Here is an 18,446-nt window from a genome sequence, read left to right as displayed (position 1 = left end):
TTCTATTTACCGTTCGAGATCTCTTTAGGAAGTATTATAGTGAAAACCGATCCTTTTCCCAATGTACTTTCAACGTATATTTTTCCGTTCATCAATTCCACGATCCTTTTGGTTAATGCAAGCCCGAGACCTGTTCCTTGGAATTGTCGATTCGCACCGCTATCTATCTGTTGGAATTCTTCGAAAATCCTAGTAAGGTCTTTTTCATCTATGCCGATCCCTTCATCCTCGAATTTCATTCGAATAAGATCCTTATCTTCTGCCTCTATATTAACTCTGATATTTCCGCCCTTATGACTAAACTTTACTGCATTGGATAATAGATTGTATAATATCTGTTTTATCTTTTGAGGATCTAAGGTCACAAAATCGGAGGAATCCTCTACCTTAACTGAAAAATTGATTCCCTTCTTTCTTAATAACGGACGTAGGATGGAAGAAACTTCTTTGATCGCCGTGGACATAGAGAATGTTTCCAAAAACAATTCCATCTTTCCGGATTCCACCTTGGCAAGATCCAGAACATCATTGATCAATTTAAGAAGATGATTCGCACTATTTAAGATATCCGTTAAGTATTCTTTCTGTTTTCCATTTAAGGGCCCCGGTCTTTCGTCTGATAGTAATTCGGAAAAACCTATAATACCGTTTAAAGGAGTTCTTAATTCATGGGACATGTTCGCTAAAAATTCACTTTTTAGTCTGGCGGTTTCCTTCATCCTTTCATTCTGTTCTTCTAATGCGGCTCTTCTGAATTCCTCTTGTTGTTTTCTTTCGGTAATATCACGAATAGAACTGGAAACCAGAATACCTTCTTCCGTTTCCAAAGGACTTAAGCTAATCTCTACCGGAAATTCTAATCCGTTTTTCTTAAGTCCATATAGTTCCAAACCGCTTCCCATTCCTCGGACTTTTGGATCTTTAAAAAAACCGATCCTATTTCGCGGATGGTTTGCCCTGAATCTTTCCGGAACTAAAACTTCTACCGGTTTGTGTAATAATTCTTCTCTGGGGTATCCGAATAATTTTTCTGCCTGGGAATTGATGAGTACTATATCTCCTTCCCGATTGACTATCACGACTGCGTCCGGTGCAGATTCCAAAAGTCCTCTGAACTTTGCTTCTGCCTTGATCCTTTCTCGAATATCCCTGATGGCACTTAATACTAATGTTGTTTCTTCCGTTCTATAAGGACTTAGGCTGATCTCCACGGGGAATTCTGCTCCGTTGGACTTCCTACCAAAAAGTTCCGAGCCGACTCCCATGGATCTTGTCCTAGGTTGTGTGAAATAATGATCACGATGAGAAATATGTTTTTTTCTAAATCTATCAGGAAGAAGTATCTCTATAGGCTGTCCCAAAAGTTCTTCTCTTTTGTAGTCGAACATCCTAAGCGCCTGTTCGTTCACAAAAACTATACTTCCCGAATCGTTTACCATTACGATAGAATCAGGTAAGGATTCCAGAAGACCTTTAAATCTGGCCTCGATCAGCTTTGTGTCTTTCAAAGCTTTTTCTAATGTGATATCTTTTTCCGCAGGCGTAGCCATAATATATAAGAAATTCGTATATTAGAGACAGGTAGAATACTTTGAAAAATTTTCCAAAGCAAGCGCATTTCAAAAGACTAATATTGGAAAAAAATTATTATCCACTCGTACAAGAAAACGAAGGAACTCGTAAGAGATTTAGGGTTTTCTAAAGGATTGGGATCAGGTAGGATTTAATTTATCTACCCAAAGGGGGCGACTTCCCACAATTTCGGCACCTACTTTAAAAAGTAGAATATACCTTCCTTCTTTTGGGAAAACAGCGTGAGGGATTGGGATCCCAATTTCAACAGGTTCGGAGCCGTTATTGACCCGGATATTTCCTCCGACTCCTATTACTTTTTCTCCTGAATCTGCATGTTCTAATTCCAGAGAAAATTCATGGTCTCCTGGGGAAAGATTTGTGACACATACGTATATTCCCCAGGGAGGAAAGACTACGGGAAATTGTCCGGTAAAGAACTTAGTAAAAGTCCCTATAATACCTTTTTTCCCGTTGTCTTCCGAGATGACCCGATCCGCAAAAACTAATGCTAATAGGACGGGTTCTCCCACGTTATTCGACACCTAAGATCAGACCGTGTATGCGTCTGAAACTAGTTGTTCCTGCTCTTTAGTATGGACTTTCATGTGTCCTGCAGCAGGGCTTGCAGATTCTTTTCTTCCGGTGTATTTGAGTTTTGTCCCGTTAGGAAGAAGATCTTCGAATCTATCTCTTACAAATGTCCAAGCACCTTGGTTTTTAGGTTCTTCTTGGCACCAAACGAAAGTTTTAGCGTTTTTGTAAGTTTTAAGGACTTCTTGGATCTCTTTCGCAGGAAAAGGATAAACCTGTTCCACTCGGATAAGCGCCGTATTCTGCACTTTATTCTCTTCTCTATATTTTAGAAGATCATAATATACTTTTCCGAAACTGAATACTACCTTCTCCACTTTATCCGCTTTGATATCGGCTTGATCAGGAAGAACTTCTCTGAACGCTCCTTTTAATAGATCGTCTATCGGAGAAAGTGCCCCTGGGAAACGTAACAAAGACTTAGGAGTGAAGATGATCAGAGGTTTGCGGAAATTACGCAATATCTGTCTACGAAGCAAATGGAAATACTGAGCGGCATTCGTACAGTTTGCCACTTGCATATTATTGTCCGCACATAGTTGGAGGAATCTTTCTACTCGACCGGAACTATGCTCTGGCCCTTGTCCTTCATATCCGTGAGGAAGAAGAACAACAAGACCGGACATCCTTTGCCATTTCACTTCCGAGCTGGAAAGGAATTGGTCAAAGATCACCTGCGTATTATTTGCAAAGTCACCGAACTGTGCTTCCCAAAGAACTAGCGCGCTCGGATCGGAAAGAGAATAACCGTATTCGAAACCTAAAACGGAAAACTCAGACAAAGAAGAGTTCACCACTTCTGCCTTAGCTTGTTTTTCCGAAATATGATTTAGACCTACGTATTTCGTTCCTGAGTTAATATCCACAAGAACTGCGTGTCTATGGGAGAATGTTCCACGTTGGCTGTCCTGACCGGAAAGACGAACTCTAAATCCGTTTTCCAAGATCGAGCCGAAAGAAAGTGCTTCAGCCATTCCGTAATCCAAAGAAGCTTTTCCTTCTGCCATTTCCTTACGGCTTTGCAGAAGTTTTACTAATTTAGGATTCGGAGTGAAACCGTCCGGAACCGTAGTGATCGCTTTTACGATACGATCGATTTGTTCCGCAAGTAGAGAAGTAGCAGTACCACTATCCAAAGGTTCTTTGGAATATTTCGCCCAAACACCCTGCATGGTATCCACTTTCATCTTGATATCTTGTTCTTTTGCTCTTTGGAAAGAATCTTCTAAACCTTGAGCGGAACCGTTCTTAATGAAGTCCAACTCTTCTCCGGTAATATCACCGTCGTTTATCAGTTTTTTCTCATATAGCTGAGCCGTAGGGAGATGACTTTTGATGATGGAATACATCTTAGGTTGAGTGAATGCAGGCTCATCCGTTTCATTATGACCCAATCTACGATAACAGATCAAATCTATGATAAAGTCTTTTTTGAACTTCTGGCGATATTCCATTCCGAGTTTAGTCACTCGGTACACCGCTTCCGGATCGTCCCCGTTTACGTGAACGATCGGGATTTGGTAACCTTTTGCAAGGTCAGTCGCGTATAACGTAGATCTGGATTCATTCGGTAAAGTCGTAAATCCGATCTGGTTATTGATCACAATATGAAAAGTTCCACCGGTAGTATAACCGTCCAGGTTCATTAAGTTGATGGTTTCTGCCACCACACCCTGTCCTGCAAACGCAGCATCCCCGTGGATGGTGATCGGCATAAATTTAGAACGATCCGCATCCCCATATTGTTCTTGGCGAGCGCGAACGGAACCTGTAACAACCGGGTTTACCGCTTCCAAGTGACTTGGGTTGAACGCGAGGGAAAGTTTAACTTCTTTTCCACTCGAAGTCATCTTGCTATTGGAATATCCTAAGTGATACTTAACGTCGGCATAACTTCCGGCGCTTTTGTCCGCCTTCTCTTCGAATTCTGCGAAAACTAAAGAAGCAGGTTTTTCGATCACGTTTACGAGTACGTTCAAACGTCCTCTATGCGCCATACCGATCACGAGTCCGTCCATTTTGAAACGTCCGGCTTCTTCGACGATGGTGTCGAGCATAGGGATCATACTTTCTCCTCCTTCTAAGGAGAAACGTTTTTTACCTACGTATTTTTTAGCGAGGAATGTCTCCAAATGATCCGCTTGGAATAATTTTTCGAACAGCCTCAGACGTGTACTTTTAGGAAGAGGTGCATGGTATTCCGCTGACTCGATCTGATGTTGGAGCCATTCTCTTTCTTCGTCGTTTACTAGATAATATTGCTCATAACCTACAGTGCTGCAATATGCTTTTTCAAACCAAGCCACAACATCTTTCAGTTTTGCACGACCCAGAGAAGGATTCTGTGTGTCGACTACCGTGTCCAGATCCGCAGGAGTCAAATTACTCAATTTGGATTCGATAAACTTACGATTCGGTTGTGAGATCCCAAGAGGATCAACGTTAGCTGCTAAGTGTCCCTGTCTACGATAGGCATTCAACAGGTTGATAATCCCCATCTCTCTGATGGATCCGGCCTGAGCATCCGTAAAAGAAGTGGCGACGGCTGATTTTCCGTTACCATTCCCGTTTCCGTTGGATCCATTCTGAGGATATACTCCGTTAGTCTCTACTTCTTGAAAGAACAGAGACCATTCTTTGTCCAGAGAGTTCGGATCCTTCTTAAACTTTTCATAAAGTTCTTCGAGTAATGCTCCGTTCTCTCCGTATAATGCCATCAATTGTTCGATTTTCATGATCGGATCTCCCCTAAGCGTGAATTGCCCACTTGTCTACGGCCATGGCGGCCTCTTTTACGACTTCGGACAATGTAGGATGTGCGTGAAAAGAACGTGCTATATCTTCCGAAGAAGCACCGAACTCTACCGCGACCGCAAGCTCAGCGATCATATCCGAAGCTCTAGGCCCAAATACAAACGCTCCCAATACCTTATCCGTTTTTTTATCTGCTAAAATTTTGACTTGGCCTTCCGCTTCGTTCATAGCCTTAGCTCTTGCGTTAGGCTTGAATAATGACTTACCAACTTTGTATTCTACACCGGCAGTTTTTAGTTCTTCTTCACCTTTTCCAACCCATGCCATTTCAGGCCAGGTATAGATAATGCTTGGAACCGCTGCGTAATTAACATGTCCGGATTGACCTGCGAGTAATTCCGCAAGTGCAACACCTTCTTCTTCTGCCTTATGAGCAAGCATAGGTCCGTCGATTACGTCCCCGATCGCATAGATACCGGCAGCGCTGGTTTGGAAATGAGAATCTACCTTGATCCTTTTTCTCTCAGTTAATTGGACCCCGGCTGCCTCTAATCCGATCCCGTCGATAAACGGTTTACGGCCGACTGCCACAAGAACAACGTCCGCATCCAATTCGGATTCTTTTCCATCAGGCGCCGCAATCTTTACTTTAGCACCAGATTTAGAAGCAGTCGCTCCTAATACCTTATGTTCGAATAAGAAATTAAAACCTTGGGACTCTAAACTTCTTTGCAGCAAGCTACCAAAAGATCTGTCTACTGTAGGAAGAAGTCCTGGTAGGAGTTCCACCACCGTAACTTCCGCACCGAGTCTTCCCCATACGGAGCCGAGCTCCAAGCCGATAACTCCCGCACCGATCACTACCAATTTTTTAGGAACCGATCTTAGATCGATTGCATGGTCGGAAGTGATGATCGTTTTTCCGTCCACAGGCAGACCAGGGATATCTATCGGAACAGAACCTGTTGCCAGAACGATATGTTTCGCACTTAATACTTCTTTTTTGCCGTCGACTAAAGCGACTTCTACCTGGCCGCCACCTAAAAGTTTTCCAAAACCCTCGTAACGAGTGATCTTGTTCTTTTTCATTAAGTAGTCTACTCCGTCGGTGACTTCCTTAACGATAGTGTTCTTGCGTTCCATGAGTTTGTTTAGGTCAAGAGTAACTTTACCAACTCCGATCCCATGGACATCAGTCTTATGTAAAACTTTATGATATTCTTCAGAAGAATCTAAAAGTGCTTTGGAAGGGATACAGCCTACGTTCAAGCAGGTTCCTCCCAAAGTTTTTCTTTTTTCGATGATCCCGGTTTTGAGCCCGAGTTGAGCCGCTCGGATCGCGCCTACATAACCCCCAGGCCCCGATCCGATCACTAATACGTCGTATTGTTCCGCCATACTTATTAGACTTCCTTAAACTTCTAAAAGAAGTCGGGTCGGATCTTCGATCGCTTCTTTTACCTTTACGAGGAAGGTTACTGCTTCTTTCCCATCTACAACTCTATGGTCATAAGAAAGAGCAACATACATCATAGGTCGTATCACAATCTGATCGTTCACTACTACTGCACGTTTTACAATATTATGGAGTCCTAAAATTCCACTCTGAGGTGGGTTCAGGATAGGAGTGGACATCATGGAACCGTAAATCCCTCCGTTGGAGATGGTAAATGTTCCACCTTCCATATCGGAAAGATCGATTTTTCCATCCTTCACTTTATTCGCGAGGCGAGCGATCTCGGATTCGACCTGAGCAAAACTTAAAAGATCTGCATCACGAACAATCGGAACCACTAAACCTTTAGGACCTCCAACAGCTACACCGATATCAAAATAGTTTTTATAAACTAGATCCGTACCGCGAATTTCTGCGTTGATTGCAGGAACAAATTTTAAAGCTCCAATTACTGCCTTAGTGAAGAAGCTCATAAATCCTAAATTGATATTATGTGCGTCTTTGAACTTATCCTTGTATTTAGCACGAAGGTCCATCACAGCACTCATATCCACTTCGTTAAAAGTAGTAAGTAGAGCTGCGTTATGCTGAGCTGCAACCAAACGATTTGCGATCGTCTGGCGAAGTTTAGTCATCGGGACAACGTTTTCTCTCGGAAGATTACTACGAGAAGCAGCAGGAACCGCTTTAGGAATTTCAGGAGAAGGAGCAGACTTAGCCGCTGCCGGCGCCGCAGAAACTGCTGCCGCAGGTGCTGACTGTTTATTTGCAATTGCGTTTAACACGTCTTCTTTGGTGATCTGTCCGTTCTTACCGGAGCCAGAGATAGAAGCAGGATTTAATCCGTTATCATCTATTAGTTTACGAACAGCAGGAGGAAGTGTATCGTTCTGCGCCTGGTTAGTCGTGTTAGTTTGTGCTGTATTTGTTGTTGAAGGAGTGCTTGAAGTAGGAGTGCTTTTTGCGGAGGCAGAAGGGTCAATGATTCCGATCACTTCTTTGATCTTGACCGTCTCCCCCGGTTTCTTGTTAATTTTTTGGAGAACTCCCGCCGAGGGGGCTGGCACCTCCATGGTCACCTTGTCGGTTTCCAATTCCACCAGGACCTCGTCCTGTTCTACTCGTTCGCCTTCTTTTTTTACCCAGTTTGCTATTGTTGCTTCCGTAATGGATTCACCCATTTCGGGAACCTTGATCTCTATCGACATCTTGATCCTACGGAGGTCGGTGTATACGTCCCGTTCCGGGACCGCCTCCATTTCACTTTCGGAAAGCTGAAAAATTCTGTAAAGTCGTTCTTGTCAAATCGGTGTTTTGGATGAATTTTCCCGAAATCACACTAAGGTTTTTTAGTCCGCTTGCGGCTTAAACTTACGTTCCGTTTTTCCGATCTCTTCGTCGCTGATCTGGTATTCCAATTGCAGAAATTCTCTGAAATCTATTGACTTATGATGGTCCCGATCTCCGTCGCATTGGCGGTTTGCCTGGACAGATTTTGTCACACCTGCTACAGTAATCGGCTTTAAAGTCAAGTTCTGGGTAACAGGACATACTCCCGGTTTAGGAGACAGTCCATTATACGCACAGGTCCCTCCACTTTGCACTTCTTCAGGCTGTGGATCCAGACCATGTTCATCCTCGAAAGTAGGATAATTTTCACCGTTATAAAAACGACGGTACATTTTTCCCCAAATAGGAACTGCAAGAACCCCGGCAGCCTGCCCTCTTCCGAGAGAGATGGAACTTTTATCGAATCCGAGCCAAATAACAGTGGTCAATTTAGGATCGAACCCACAGTACCAAGCATTTGTAAAAGAAGAAGTGGAGCCTGTTTTTCCAGCAGCGATCCCTTTATAATTTCCTTGGTCAGCTGAATGGAGTCCGTTCGCGGCGGTTCCCCCCATAGCAACCATGGTCAACATTTTGCGAAGAATATAAGCCGTACCTTCGCTGATGATCTGGATTGAACCGTCTTCCGCTTCTTTATCCAATTCTTCCCTGACTTTTAGCTCTTCGTTATAAATTACATTTCCTGACTGATCGATCACATATCGAACAGAGAGTGGGATCACATTTCTTCCCTTATTTGCAATAATAGAATAGCCAACGGCCATTTCATATGGAGAAAGTTCAGCAATTCCCAACGCGAGAGCAGGGCTAGGCATAAATCTGCTCTTATCAGCTTTTGTTAAGCGAGAAGCAAAATCTATGACCGCATCTGCACCTGTGCGTAGAAACACCTGCACAGAAACGATGTTCAATGACATGGAAAGTGCTCTGGAAAGAGGGACCATCCCTTGGAAATCCCCATCGAAATCCTGCGGAGACCAACCTTCTCCTTCTTCGGTTAAGGTGGTCAAAGGTGCATCCATGATCCCTGTTCCGGAACCTACGATACGTTCAGAGATCGCTGCCCCATATACGAAAGGTTTGAAAGAAGATCCAGTCTGCCTTCTTGCCTGGACCGCTCTATTGAATTGGTTTTTAGGAGTGAATTCATAACCTCCGACCATTGTTTCTATATAGCCGTTGGTATGATCTATTGTGATAGCGGCGCCTTCTACGTGAAGGTTTTTGCCGAATACCGCAGATCTTTTTTGGAATTCAGTGAATGCAGCGGATTCATTATCCGCAGGAAGAAGTAAACTAAGAACGTCGGCGGAATCGATGAGTTCTTTTTCGAGTGCAACTCTGAAGTTTGCCTTATCATCTAAACGGCTTACGAAAGTAGGAGCCACAGGAAATAAAGAGCCTATAAAATTATAAAGTCCGACAAGACCTCTGTCCGCACCACCTGCATAATTCACGGTAACACCAGAAACAAGATCATCGTGTTTTTTGAGAGCCTTACGAAGTTCGTCCTGAGCGATCTCCTGTTTGCGAATATCCAGAGTGGTATAAATTTTAAGACCACCACTGTAGATCCTATCTTCTCCCAATTCCTTTAATAATCTCTGTCTTACGAATTCAGTAAAATGGGGGGCCCTATTCAGCTTAGTTCCCCAGGTAGATTGAGAAGGGGACTGAGTGATTACGATCGGCCAATATTTTTCCCAAAATTCGTCATGGATGGTTTGGACCTTGTCTGCAGGAACAAATCCTTGGGATGCCATAAGTTTCAGAACTTCTATATGAGCTCTTTTAGAAGCAGCCGGATTTTTATAAGGAGAATAATCTACGGGTGCCTTAGGAAGTCTTGCAAGAAGTGCAGCTTCTGCCACATCCAAGTCCGAAACGTCCTTATGGAAATACACATCTGCCGCAGAAGCAAGACCTGTTGTTCCATGGCCTAAGTATATTAAGTTAAAATAAATTTCTAATATTTCTTCTTTAGAATATTCCTGTTCTATCTGAAGAGTAAACAGAGCTTCTACGAATTTACGGATAAAGGACTTTTTCCTATTATTCAAAACCGTTTTTGCAAGCTGTTGGGTAAGAGTGGATCCACCCTGTTTGATCCTACCCGAGATCACATTGACTGCTGCCGCGCGAAGGATTGCGGAGAAATCTATCCCGAAGTGATTAAAAAAGTTATTATCCTCTACGGAGAGGAATGCTTGGACCACATGTGGAGGAATGTCTTGGTATTTTAGAAGTTGCTGTTTATGGCGATACAACTCTGCATACACTACACCATTGATATCGTATAAACGAGTTGGAGTGGTTGGTTGGTAAGAAGCAAGGATCGCAAGCTCCCCTCCCTCATCCACTTCTGCGATAATGTATCCAAAAAACAGACCGCCCAGTAAGGCTAAGACCAAAAGTGTTTTTGTAGCTCTGTGAATTCCTTCGCTAAATAGATTCATACGAGTTTGAATTTCATTCCTTCTCTAGCCAGTACAATGGATAGGTCCTTGGTTCCAAGATTTTCAGCATGGGTTCTGGCGTCATCTAAGATGATAGCTAAAATTTCATCCGAATAGGCGGGTTCATGGTGGGTCAAAGCCAGTTTTTTGACCTCCCAAGAAGAAGCACAATTGACTGCCATTGTATAAGCGGTATGGCCCCAATCGAATTTTTGGAAGGATTCGTCCAGAGTGTACTGAGCGTCCAAAACCAGAAGATCCGCACCCTTAAAGAACGGTTTTTGCTCCTGGATCAGAGGAAAATCCTCACCATTATATTCTGCGTCCGTGGCAAAAATAAAACTTTTCCCATTTTCAGTGAATTTGTAAGCGATGGAGCCTCCCGGATGTTTGAGAGCGAGCCATTCTATTTTAACACCGCCGATTTCCAGGACTTCTCCCTTTTGGAGCCTGTGGAAATTTCTTTCTGAACCGAAATGATCAAAATGGATCGGGAAAAATCTGGGTTCTTGTTGGTATTTTAATCTTTCCGGAAGATCTTCCAAGGGAGAATAGAAGGTGAACTTATTTCCGGGAATATACAAAGGTTTGAAAAAAGGGATCCCGTGGATATGATCCCAGTGGGTATGAGTGAAAAATACGGAAGCTTCTCCCTTTCCTTGCCCGAATTTTTCTCGGACTAAGTCCTCACCCAGGACTCTCGCCCCAGTTCCGAGATCCACAACCAGCTCCACCCCGGAAGAGCCTATAATCCGAACACAGGTAGTGTTGCCGCCAACAACATAATTCAGAGGTTCCGGCAACCCATCGAACCATTCTTCGGGAGAAGAAAAAGCTTTTCCCTCCGACTTGGCCACAAGTCTCAATATGGAAATTACTTTCTCCCTGTATTCCTCGTTTGATAAGGGGGCAGGAATAGAGCCCCGAACTCCGTACAAGAAGATTTCCATCTTAGGAACATTTACTATATTTCCCCCAAACTGTCAAAGGAAACAAAATCTCGGATTTAGGTTGTCGTTCGAAAGGAAAAAAGAAAACTAGGAAGGCAATGGCGTCTTTCTCTAGCGGATTCGGTGTCTCAACCTCTCCCCTCGTTCGTAAACTTCTGATCTTAAATATAGCGATTTTCGGGATAGAGTTTATCCTAAGCCTAGTCGCCCCTTCCATTCTTTTGGCCATTCTGGGCTTATTCGGACTGACTCCAGGTTTAGTCCTAGAAAAGTTTTTTGGTTGGCAACTACTGACTTACAGCTTCCTCCATTCCCCTAATATGTTGATCGGCTTCTTATTCGAGATGTTCGCATTTTGGATGTTCGGGTCTGCGTTAGAATCCCATTGGGGAACCAGGAATTTTTTACGTTATTTTATGTTCTGCGTCTTCGGAGGCGGGGTCGCCACAGTGCTTGCCTCTTTGTTTGGGTTCCAACAAGGGACAGTACTCGGGATTTCAGCAGTTCTATACGGGCTTATCACAGCTTACGCATTGATTTGGCCGAATAGAGAACTTTTGTTTTGGGGAATTTTCCCGATCAAAGCAAAATACCTGGCAGTTTTAATATTAGTCGTTCTAGTACTTTTAGGATTACAATCAGGAACTCCAATTGCAAACGGAATAGGAGGCTTCGCTGCGGGCGGACTTTACTTTCTATATTATACTAAAGTAAAATATAAATTCGGAATCAAATTTCCGAGCTTCTCTTTTTCCAGATGGAGACAAAAAAGAAAGATGGTTCGCTGGCAAGAAGAGATGAAAACAAGAGAAGAAGCGAAAGAAGAAGTAGATCGTCTCTTAGAAAAAATTTCCAAAGAAGGAATGAATTCTCTTAACAAAAAAGAGAAAAAATTCCTGAAAGAAGCTTCAACTAAATATTACGAAGCGAAAGATTAAGTTCGGCCACGCCATCGCTTCTCTCGGGCCGGGCTCATTCAAAAGAGAACATCTGCTGATAACCTACTTTAAAGCCCTGATCGTAAGTATTATCCTTTCGCATCCCGTATAAACCGCTAAAGAAAACTCGCCCTCCCTCTCCAATCTTATACTGAACACCAGGATGAAGATTGAATGAATCGGAACGAGGAGACGAGATCGTATTTTCCACTGCCATACGATAGGTAGTTTCCAGAAGAAGGATCCAATTTGAATTTGTTTCGTAGGATAAAGTAGCACCCGCTTCCATATAACGATAATATTTATCTTGGACAGGATCCCTGAATCTGGAATCGGTTTCTCTTTCGTATAGACCAAATGCCTGGAGCTTAGTCCTACCAAAATCCAGAACAAAACCAAGATGAGGACGAACCAAAAGTAGGTCCGGATTTCTTTCACCGATCCAAGGTTCGGATGCAGAAGGTCCGTAAACGTTTACACCTCCTCCTATGGAAAATATCCCGAAAGTGAAAAATGTTTTCAGGCCCGCTTTCCATCTATCCCAGCCACTCCAGGGAGTAGTCCTAGTAGCGTACTGGTCTACGTATCCATACCCGGCAGAAACTGAAAAATGATCTCCCAATTTCAATTCCCCATCCAGAGAAATATTACGATTCCGGTCATAATCGTTGGAATTCCTGTATTCTTTCGCGTCCGCACTAATTACAAAAATATTATATACTCCTACTGATTGTCCCCATGCTGGATATGGGATCGTAGCCTTATCGGATCCGAAAATTTCCGCAAGCGGACTTAAGAACAATAAAAGGAGTAAGAGACTATACCTCATAACAGAAACTCCAACCAAAACTCAGGCAAAGTAGCTTTGAGATATTCCCTCACCCTTTGGGAAAGAATTCCGTATCCTTCGTCAGTTAAGTGACCTCCGTCCAATAACATTTCGTTATGGATCAGATCTTCAGGATCAATTCTTGGTAGGAAGGTGACCTTCTTCTTCATTTCCAAATTGATCATGGACGCTGCCTTAACCGGCCAAGGAAGCTGGACACTCCATACATTCAGAACGATGATATAATCACAGCGCTCGTTCAGTATTTCCAAGGTCTTAAGTTGACGTTGTACAGTTGCGTCGACCTCTTCCCAAGTGGGTTCGAAATTATTCAGGAAATCATTTACACCGCCGTTCAACATACAGGATCTATATTTCCCTGTTTCGTTTTTGGCTGCCTCCTGGATCTCATAAGTCCTTCTTCCTGGGAAGGCCTTCTTATAAGTTTCGAATTCGGGGAACTGTTCTTCTACAGGCCAAAAGGCAGAGATACTATCCCCGAAAAGGGCAAAGCTAGGTTTGTATAATTTGGATTTTTTGGAATTTGTATCTTGGTCTATAACGCAAGCCCCTAACAAAAGGGACATGGCCAAAACAAAAACTGAGAACCGATTAAAAACCCCCCTGGTTTTCGAAGGGGAAGAAAGAAGTCTCAACTTCTCTAAGAAATAAATTATATTCATTTTTCATAATGCTCTATAAATTAGGACAAGGGGAGAAAGAAGAATGTTCCAATTTTATTAAAAATCGAGTAACGGTGACCGCAGTTCAATTAAACTTAAAGCGCACTTTAATATTATATTTTATTAATATATATGGAACGCGGTTCATTTATATTCGCACAAAGTGTTTAAAATTATTCCCTGAGTAAGAAAAGAGAAAATAAGATTGGGACCGGTGTTTAAATAGATCAATTAAGACCACAGTCCGTAGTAAAACCCATGGACGAAAACTATAGTCCGATAGACTCTGGTCTCGAAGTGAGAACTTTTATACTAGACCAAAAATCCATCAGGACACCTTATTATAATCTAGCTTTGGAAGAAGCTCTCGCCGTCCAACTAGTATCCGGAGGATATTCCGGCGGGGTTCGATTTTGGGAAGGACCCAGGTCCATTATAATGGGCCTCTCGGAAAAACCGGAACTAAGCGCAGGAAAAGAAAATATAGAAAACTTCCTGACTACATTCCAAAAAAGACCAACTCCCAAAAAACCTTCCATAACAGACCCGGTATATATAGCCAGAAGAGCAAGTGGCGGAGGGACTGTCGTACATGAGCCAGGATGGAATCTAAACTTCAGCCTTTTCGTTTCCTTAGAAACAAAACCGGAGCTATATCCTGTCTCTAACTCTTATAATATATTCTTAGGTCTGATATCTTCTGCTCTAAACAAACAAGGGCTCAAAACAAAATGTAAGGGCAAGTCAGACCTCGCCTTAGAACTATCCCCGGATGTATGGAAAAAAATTTCGGGAAACGCTCAGTTCAGGAAGAAGAACTGCATCGTGCAACATGGGACCCTGATCTTGGATTCCAGGCTGATCCCATTGGTGTCGGACCTTCTACCCCATCCTCCAGAAGAACCTGAATATAGAAAAGGCAGAGCTCATGATGAATTCGTAACCGCCTTGCCTGCCTCCTTTTCGCCCGGAAAATTCAAACAAGACCTTTCCCTTTTATTTGCGGATTATCTGGGGGTTGAAATCATAGGTACCGAAGCGGATCCATCCTTCTTTCGAAACGTTCGTAAGGTGGCAGATCGGCTGTTCCAGGAAAAATATTCAGATCTAGGCTATATTCTGGGAGAATGATTCTCTTAGGCACCACGAGGAAAAAATGAAATACCTTCCCCAACAAGACCCCGAAATTTTCAAAGCCTTACAGGCAGAAGACCAAAGACAGGAACAAAACCTGGAAATGATCGCTTCTGAAAACTTCGTGTCCAGACCAGTTCTGGAAGCTTATACTTCCACTCTTACTAATAAATATGCGGAAGGATATCCTGGAAAAAGATATTATAACGGATGTGTAAACGCGGACGCGGTAGAGTCTTTGGCGATCGAAAGAGCTAAAAAGATCTTCAAAGCGGAATACGCAAACGTTCAGCCTCACTCTGGGGCGCAGGCAAATATGGCGGTTTTTCTGGCCACTATGGAACCGGGAGATTCTTTTTTAGGAATGAATCTGGCTCATGGAGGACATTTAACTCATGGTTCTCCTGTAAATATCAGCGGAAAATATTATAAACCGATCCCTTACGGTGTAGATCCTAAAACCGAGACAATTGATTACGATGCTCTTGCATCTCTTGCAAAAGAACATAAACCTAAACTGATCGTTGCAGGTGCTTCTGCATATTCTAGAACGATCGATTTTGATAAATTCGCAGAGATCGCAAAATCAGTAGGCGCAAAACTTATGGCAGATATCGCGCATATCTCCGGGTTAGTGGCGACCGGCTATCACCCTTCTCCAATCGATAATTTTGATTATGTTACCACTACCACTCACAAAACTCTCAGAGGACCAAGAGGTGGTTTAATTCTTTCTAAATTAGAAAATGAGAAAGTATTAAACTCCAGAGTATTCCCTGGGATCCAAGGTGGACCTTTAATGCACGTAATCGCAGCAAAAGCGGTAGCGTTCGGAGAAGCTTTAAGCCCTGATTACAAAAAGTATATTGAAACAGTACTCGCAAACGCTAAAGTGCTGGCAGAAGTTTTTGTAAAAAGAGGATTCAGAGTGGTAAGCGGTGGAACTGACAACCACCTAGTCTTATTGGATGTATCCGTAAAAGGTTTAACCGGCGCGAAAGCAGCGGACGGATTGGACGAAGTCGGAGTCACAGTGAATAAAAACGCAATCCCATTCGACAAAAACCCTCCAGCAGTTGCTTCCGGAATTCGTTTAGGAACTCCTGCACTTACTACCAGAGGTCTCAAACCTGCCGATATTGAAAAAGTAGGAAACCTGATCTGTGATTTCTTGGACAACCCGGACGACGAAAAGACCAAGGAAAAAGTCAAGGCAGGGGTGAAAGAGATCACCCAACAATTCCCGATGACCAATTTCAGATTGGATTAATTTCCAAATTTAACACATAAAGAGAGCCCTATGAAATTTTTTTCTTATATTACGGAGAAGCGGGACGAGGAATACCCAGCCCTAAACGGAGTCAGAGCTATCTCCATTATGATGATCATAGGGCTCCACATTTGGATTGGGGCAAATCATTTTATCCCGAATATCCCTTACCTATTAGATACTGCTCTTAAAAACCTTACCGCAGGAATCGACTTATTTTTTATATTGAGCGGTTTCTTAATTTATGGAAATCTACTAAAAGAAAAAGTAAAGTACGGGAACATAAAACTTTCCTTTTTTTATATCAAAAGATCTCTCAGGATCTTCCCTGCTTATTATTTCCTGCTCTTAGTCCAATATCTCAGCATGAGAGGGATGTTAAAGTCCTTGAACGCCGCAGAAAATTTAGATGCTTCCAAAACCCTTTTAAAACAGAGTTTAACCGAAAGTATTTCCTACGCATGGGCCGATATATTCTATATTTCCAATTATACAAAAGGAAGATTATTCGATTACGGATGGTCTTTGTCGATAGAGGAACAATTCTATTTAATACTACCTCCTTTATGTGCATTACTTTTCTTTAAAATTTCGGATTCCACAAGAAGGATCCTACTTGTTGGCCTTTATTTTATCCCGGTCATATTAAGAGCGGTTTATTCCCAATTCGATATTTTACCTACACATATCATATACACTCATAGCGAGACTAGATTTGATTCGCTTATTGCGGGAATGTTATGTTCTGAATTTTTCCTTTCTTCATATTATTCCAACTTTTTCCAGAAAAAGCCGATCCGTTACTCGGTGCTTTCTGTCTCCATCATTCTTGCGGCAATAGGCTTTCTGACAGAGAAGACTGCATTCACTCAAATTTACGCTTATAATTGTTTAAATCTAGGTTTTGCAGGGATTGTATTAGTTAGCCTTTCGGAAAATTCCTATATAGGCAAATTTTTAAGCTTTTCCGTATTTCGTCCTATCGCCCGGGTGAGTTACACAATGTATCTTTGGCATTTATACCCGACTTCCGCAGCTATCTCGATAGTTTGTGGAACAGTAATACAATCCCTAAGTTATTCCAGAACTTTCGCCACTTTTATAGTCGCGGTATTATTCACTTTCTTGTTCTGTACTATTCTATTCTATTTGATCGAAAGACCTTTTTTAAAGCTTAAAGACAAATGGATCGCTCGACTAAAGGCCAGATCAGCTTCAACACCCAACTAATACGGTAAATATATGCTAAAATACTTATATGCTAAAAATGATGCGGAAATCCCTTCATTAAACGGCCTAAGGGCCCTCTCCATCTTTATGGTGATTATTTTCCATCTTGGGACCGGAGCGGGAAAAGTCCTAGTCTCCGATGGAGAGATATTAACCACTATTATCGTAAATTTACAATCCTCAGTAGATCTATTTTTCATGTTAAGCGGGTTCTTGATCTACGGCGGGTTATTAGATGAATACGGAAGAAGTTCCAAAATCGATCTAAAAAAGTTCTACTTAAAACGTACCTTCAGGATTATACCTGCATATTATATTTGTCTAATTATTCATTTTATACAAACCAAAGCCGTCTATAAAATTGGCGAAAAAATGACCTCCCCTTCTCCGGAAATTCTGGTTGTAAAAGAAAAATTAGCAAACTCCCTCGCGAATTCCTGGACTGATTTTTTATATATTTCCAATTTTTTCCACGATAGATTATTCTCATTCGGCTGGAGTCTTTCCATCGAAGAACAATTCTATTTAGTCGTTCCTCCGCTTTGTTCCATTCTTCTTTTCAAACAAAAAGCCGAAATGAGAAGGATCATATTGGTCGTGCTATATTTTGTCCCGATGGTTATCAGGGGATTCTATTATCATTTCGACTTTACGGCAGATTGGACCAGCTTTCATACTGAATCCCGTTTTGATGCAATCATTGTCGGAATGTTACTGACTGAACTTGTAAGATGGAAACCTGAGTTTCTAAAAAATACGAGTCTGGCAAAAAACTTAGGCTTTTCGATCGGAGCCGCGTTATCTCTTTGTATCGCACTTCTGATGAGTAGAACAAATATAAATTCGATATTCATTCATACGTATTTCCAATTTAGTTTTGCCGTTTTATTCATTGCATGTTTACTGGAGGGAAATTTCTGGAATTTTATATTCAGATCGCGCTTTTTCACTCCGATAGCTCGCACAAGTTATACAATGTATCTTTGGCACGGAATGTTTTTACTAGCTGCACTTCGTTTTATATTCAAGAATAATCTTCCGTCCGGATTAGAGGCTGGCCCTTACTTACTTCTTGGAATTTATACGGTATTATTTGTTTTTGTTGTTTGTGTTCCGATTTTTTATATTACAGAAAGGCCATTCCTGGCAATTCGAGATTATATTCTGAAAAGAATGAAAAAGAAAGAGCTCCCAGCCAAGTAAACATCTTGACTACTTTATAATTCTATT

At 42.1% G+C, this 18,446-nt stretch carries 14 protein-coding genes; 5 read left to right on the top strand and 9 right to left on the bottom strand.

Going from position 1 to position 18,446, the window contains the following annotated elements; genetic code table 11:
* Positions 1-2 precede the first annotated feature (2 nt).
* From EHO58_RS12330 to EHO58_RS12300, 7 genes are all read right to left on the bottom strand, one after another.
* On the bottom strand, positions 3-1,550 hold the full coding sequence (locus tag EHO58_RS12330) for a PAS domain S-box protein (protein WP_135680121.1): 1,548 nt from the start codon (positions 1,548-1,550) through the stop codon (positions 3-5).
* A 162-nt stretch (positions 1,551-1,712) separates the two neighbouring features.
* Positions 1,713-2,105, bottom strand: coding sequence for a DUF6941 family protein (locus tag EHO58_RS12325; protein WP_135626396.1), 393 nt, complete (start codon positions 2,103-2,105; stop codon positions 1,713-1,715).
* A gap of 18 nt (positions 2,106-2,123) precedes the next feature.
* On the bottom strand, positions 2,124-4,901 hold the full coding sequence (locus EHO58_RS12320; protein ID WP_135680120.1) for a 2-oxoglutarate dehydrogenase E1 component: 2,778 nt from the start codon (positions 4,899-4,901) through the stop codon (positions 2,124-2,126).
* 13 nt (positions 4,902-4,914) lie between these two features.
* The gene (lpdA, locus tag EHO58_RS12315; protein ID WP_135680119.1) at positions 4,915-6,318 is read right to left on the bottom strand and encodes a dihydrolipoyl dehydrogenase; all 1,404 of its coding nucleotides are present in this window, start codon (positions 6,316-6,318) and stop codon (positions 4,915-4,917) included.
* Positions 6,319-6,333: 15 nt separating this feature from the next.
* Complete coding sequence (gene odhB, locus EHO58_RS12310) at positions 6,334-7,584, bottom strand: 2-oxoglutarate dehydrogenase complex dihydrolipoyllysine-residue succinyltransferase (RefSeq protein WP_167483213.1); 1,251 nt, start codon at positions 7,582-7,584, stop codon at positions 6,334-6,336.
* 141 nt (positions 7,585-7,725) lie between these two features.
* Entirely contained in the window at positions 7,726-10,182 is a 2,457-nt protein-coding gene (locus EHO58_RS12305; protein WP_135680117.1) for a penicillin-binding protein 1A, read from the bottom strand.
* The gene (locus EHO58_RS12300; RefSeq protein ID WP_100724941.1) at positions 10,179-11,132 is read right to left on the bottom strand and encodes an MBL fold metallo-hydrolase; all 954 of its coding nucleotides are present in this window, start codon (positions 11,130-11,132) and stop codon (positions 10,179-10,181) included. The genes EHO58_RS12305 and EHO58_RS12300 overlap by 4 nt, the downstream gene beginning before the upstream one ends.
* Before the next feature lie 98 nt (positions 11,133-11,230).
* Between EHO58_RS12300 and EHO58_RS12295 the strand changes: the two genes are divergently transcribed.
* Positions 11,231-12,070, top strand: coding sequence for a rhomboid family intramembrane serine protease (locus EHO58_RS12295; protein WP_135680116.1), 840 nt, complete (start codon positions 11,231-11,233; stop codon positions 12,068-12,070).
* A 34-nt stretch (positions 12,071-12,104) separates the two neighbouring features.
* Here the strand turns inward: EHO58_RS12295 and EHO58_RS12290 are convergent, their stop codons facing one another.
* Both EHO58_RS12290 and EHO58_RS12285 read right to left on the bottom strand, forming a co-directional pair.
* A complete protein-coding gene (locus tag EHO58_RS12290; protein WP_135680115.1) occupies positions 12,105-12,899 on the bottom strand; it encodes a hypothetical protein in 795 nt (264 codons plus the stop codon).
* On the bottom strand, positions 12,896-13,486 hold the full coding sequence (locus EHO58_RS12285) for an SGNH/GDSL hydrolase family protein (RefSeq protein WP_244241157.1): 591 nt from the start codon (positions 13,484-13,486) through the stop codon (positions 12,896-12,898). The genes EHO58_RS12290 and EHO58_RS12285 overlap by 4 nt, the downstream gene beginning before the upstream one ends.
* 393 nt (positions 13,487-13,879) lie before the next feature.
* Between EHO58_RS12285 and EHO58_RS12280 the strand changes: the two genes are divergently transcribed.
* From EHO58_RS12280 to EHO58_RS12265, 4 genes are read left to right on the top strand one after another with little or no spacing between them, the layout of a single operon-like run.
* Complete coding sequence (locus tag EHO58_RS12280) at positions 13,880-14,713, top strand: lipoate--protein ligase family protein (RefSeq protein WP_135680163.1); 834 nt, start codon at positions 13,880-13,882, stop codon at positions 14,711-14,713.
* A 25-nt stretch (positions 14,714-14,738) separates the two neighbouring features.
* Positions 14,739-15,986: a serine hydroxymethyltransferase gene (gene glyA, locus EHO58_RS12275; protein WP_135680113.1), complete on the top strand. Its 1,248-nt coding sequence runs from the start codon at positions 14,739-14,741 to the stop codon at positions 15,984-15,986.
* 30 nt (positions 15,987-16,016) lie between these two features.
* Positions 16,017-17,216, top strand: a complete 1,200-nt coding sequence (locus EHO58_RS12270) for an acyltransferase family protein (RefSeq protein WP_135680112.1) — start codon at positions 16,017-16,019, stop codon at positions 17,214-17,216.
* A 12-nt stretch (positions 17,217-17,228) separates the two neighbouring features.
* Positions 17,229-18,419 (top strand): acyltransferase family protein, encoded by a 1,191-nt coding sequence (locus tag EHO58_RS12265; protein WP_135680111.1) that lies wholly within the window; start codon positions 17,229-17,231, stop codon positions 18,417-18,419.
* The last annotated feature ends 27 nt before the right edge of the window (positions 18,420-18,446 follow it).

Origin of the sequence: Leptospira selangorensis (genome assembly GCF_004769405.1) — a bacterium.
GTDB classification, from domain to species: Bacteria; Spirochaetota; Leptospiria; order Leptospirales; family Leptospiraceae; genus Leptospira_B; species Leptospira_B selangorensis.
The sequence above is the reverse complement of the archived record's forward strand: the minus strand, read 5'-3'. Positions and strand labels throughout refer to the sequence as shown.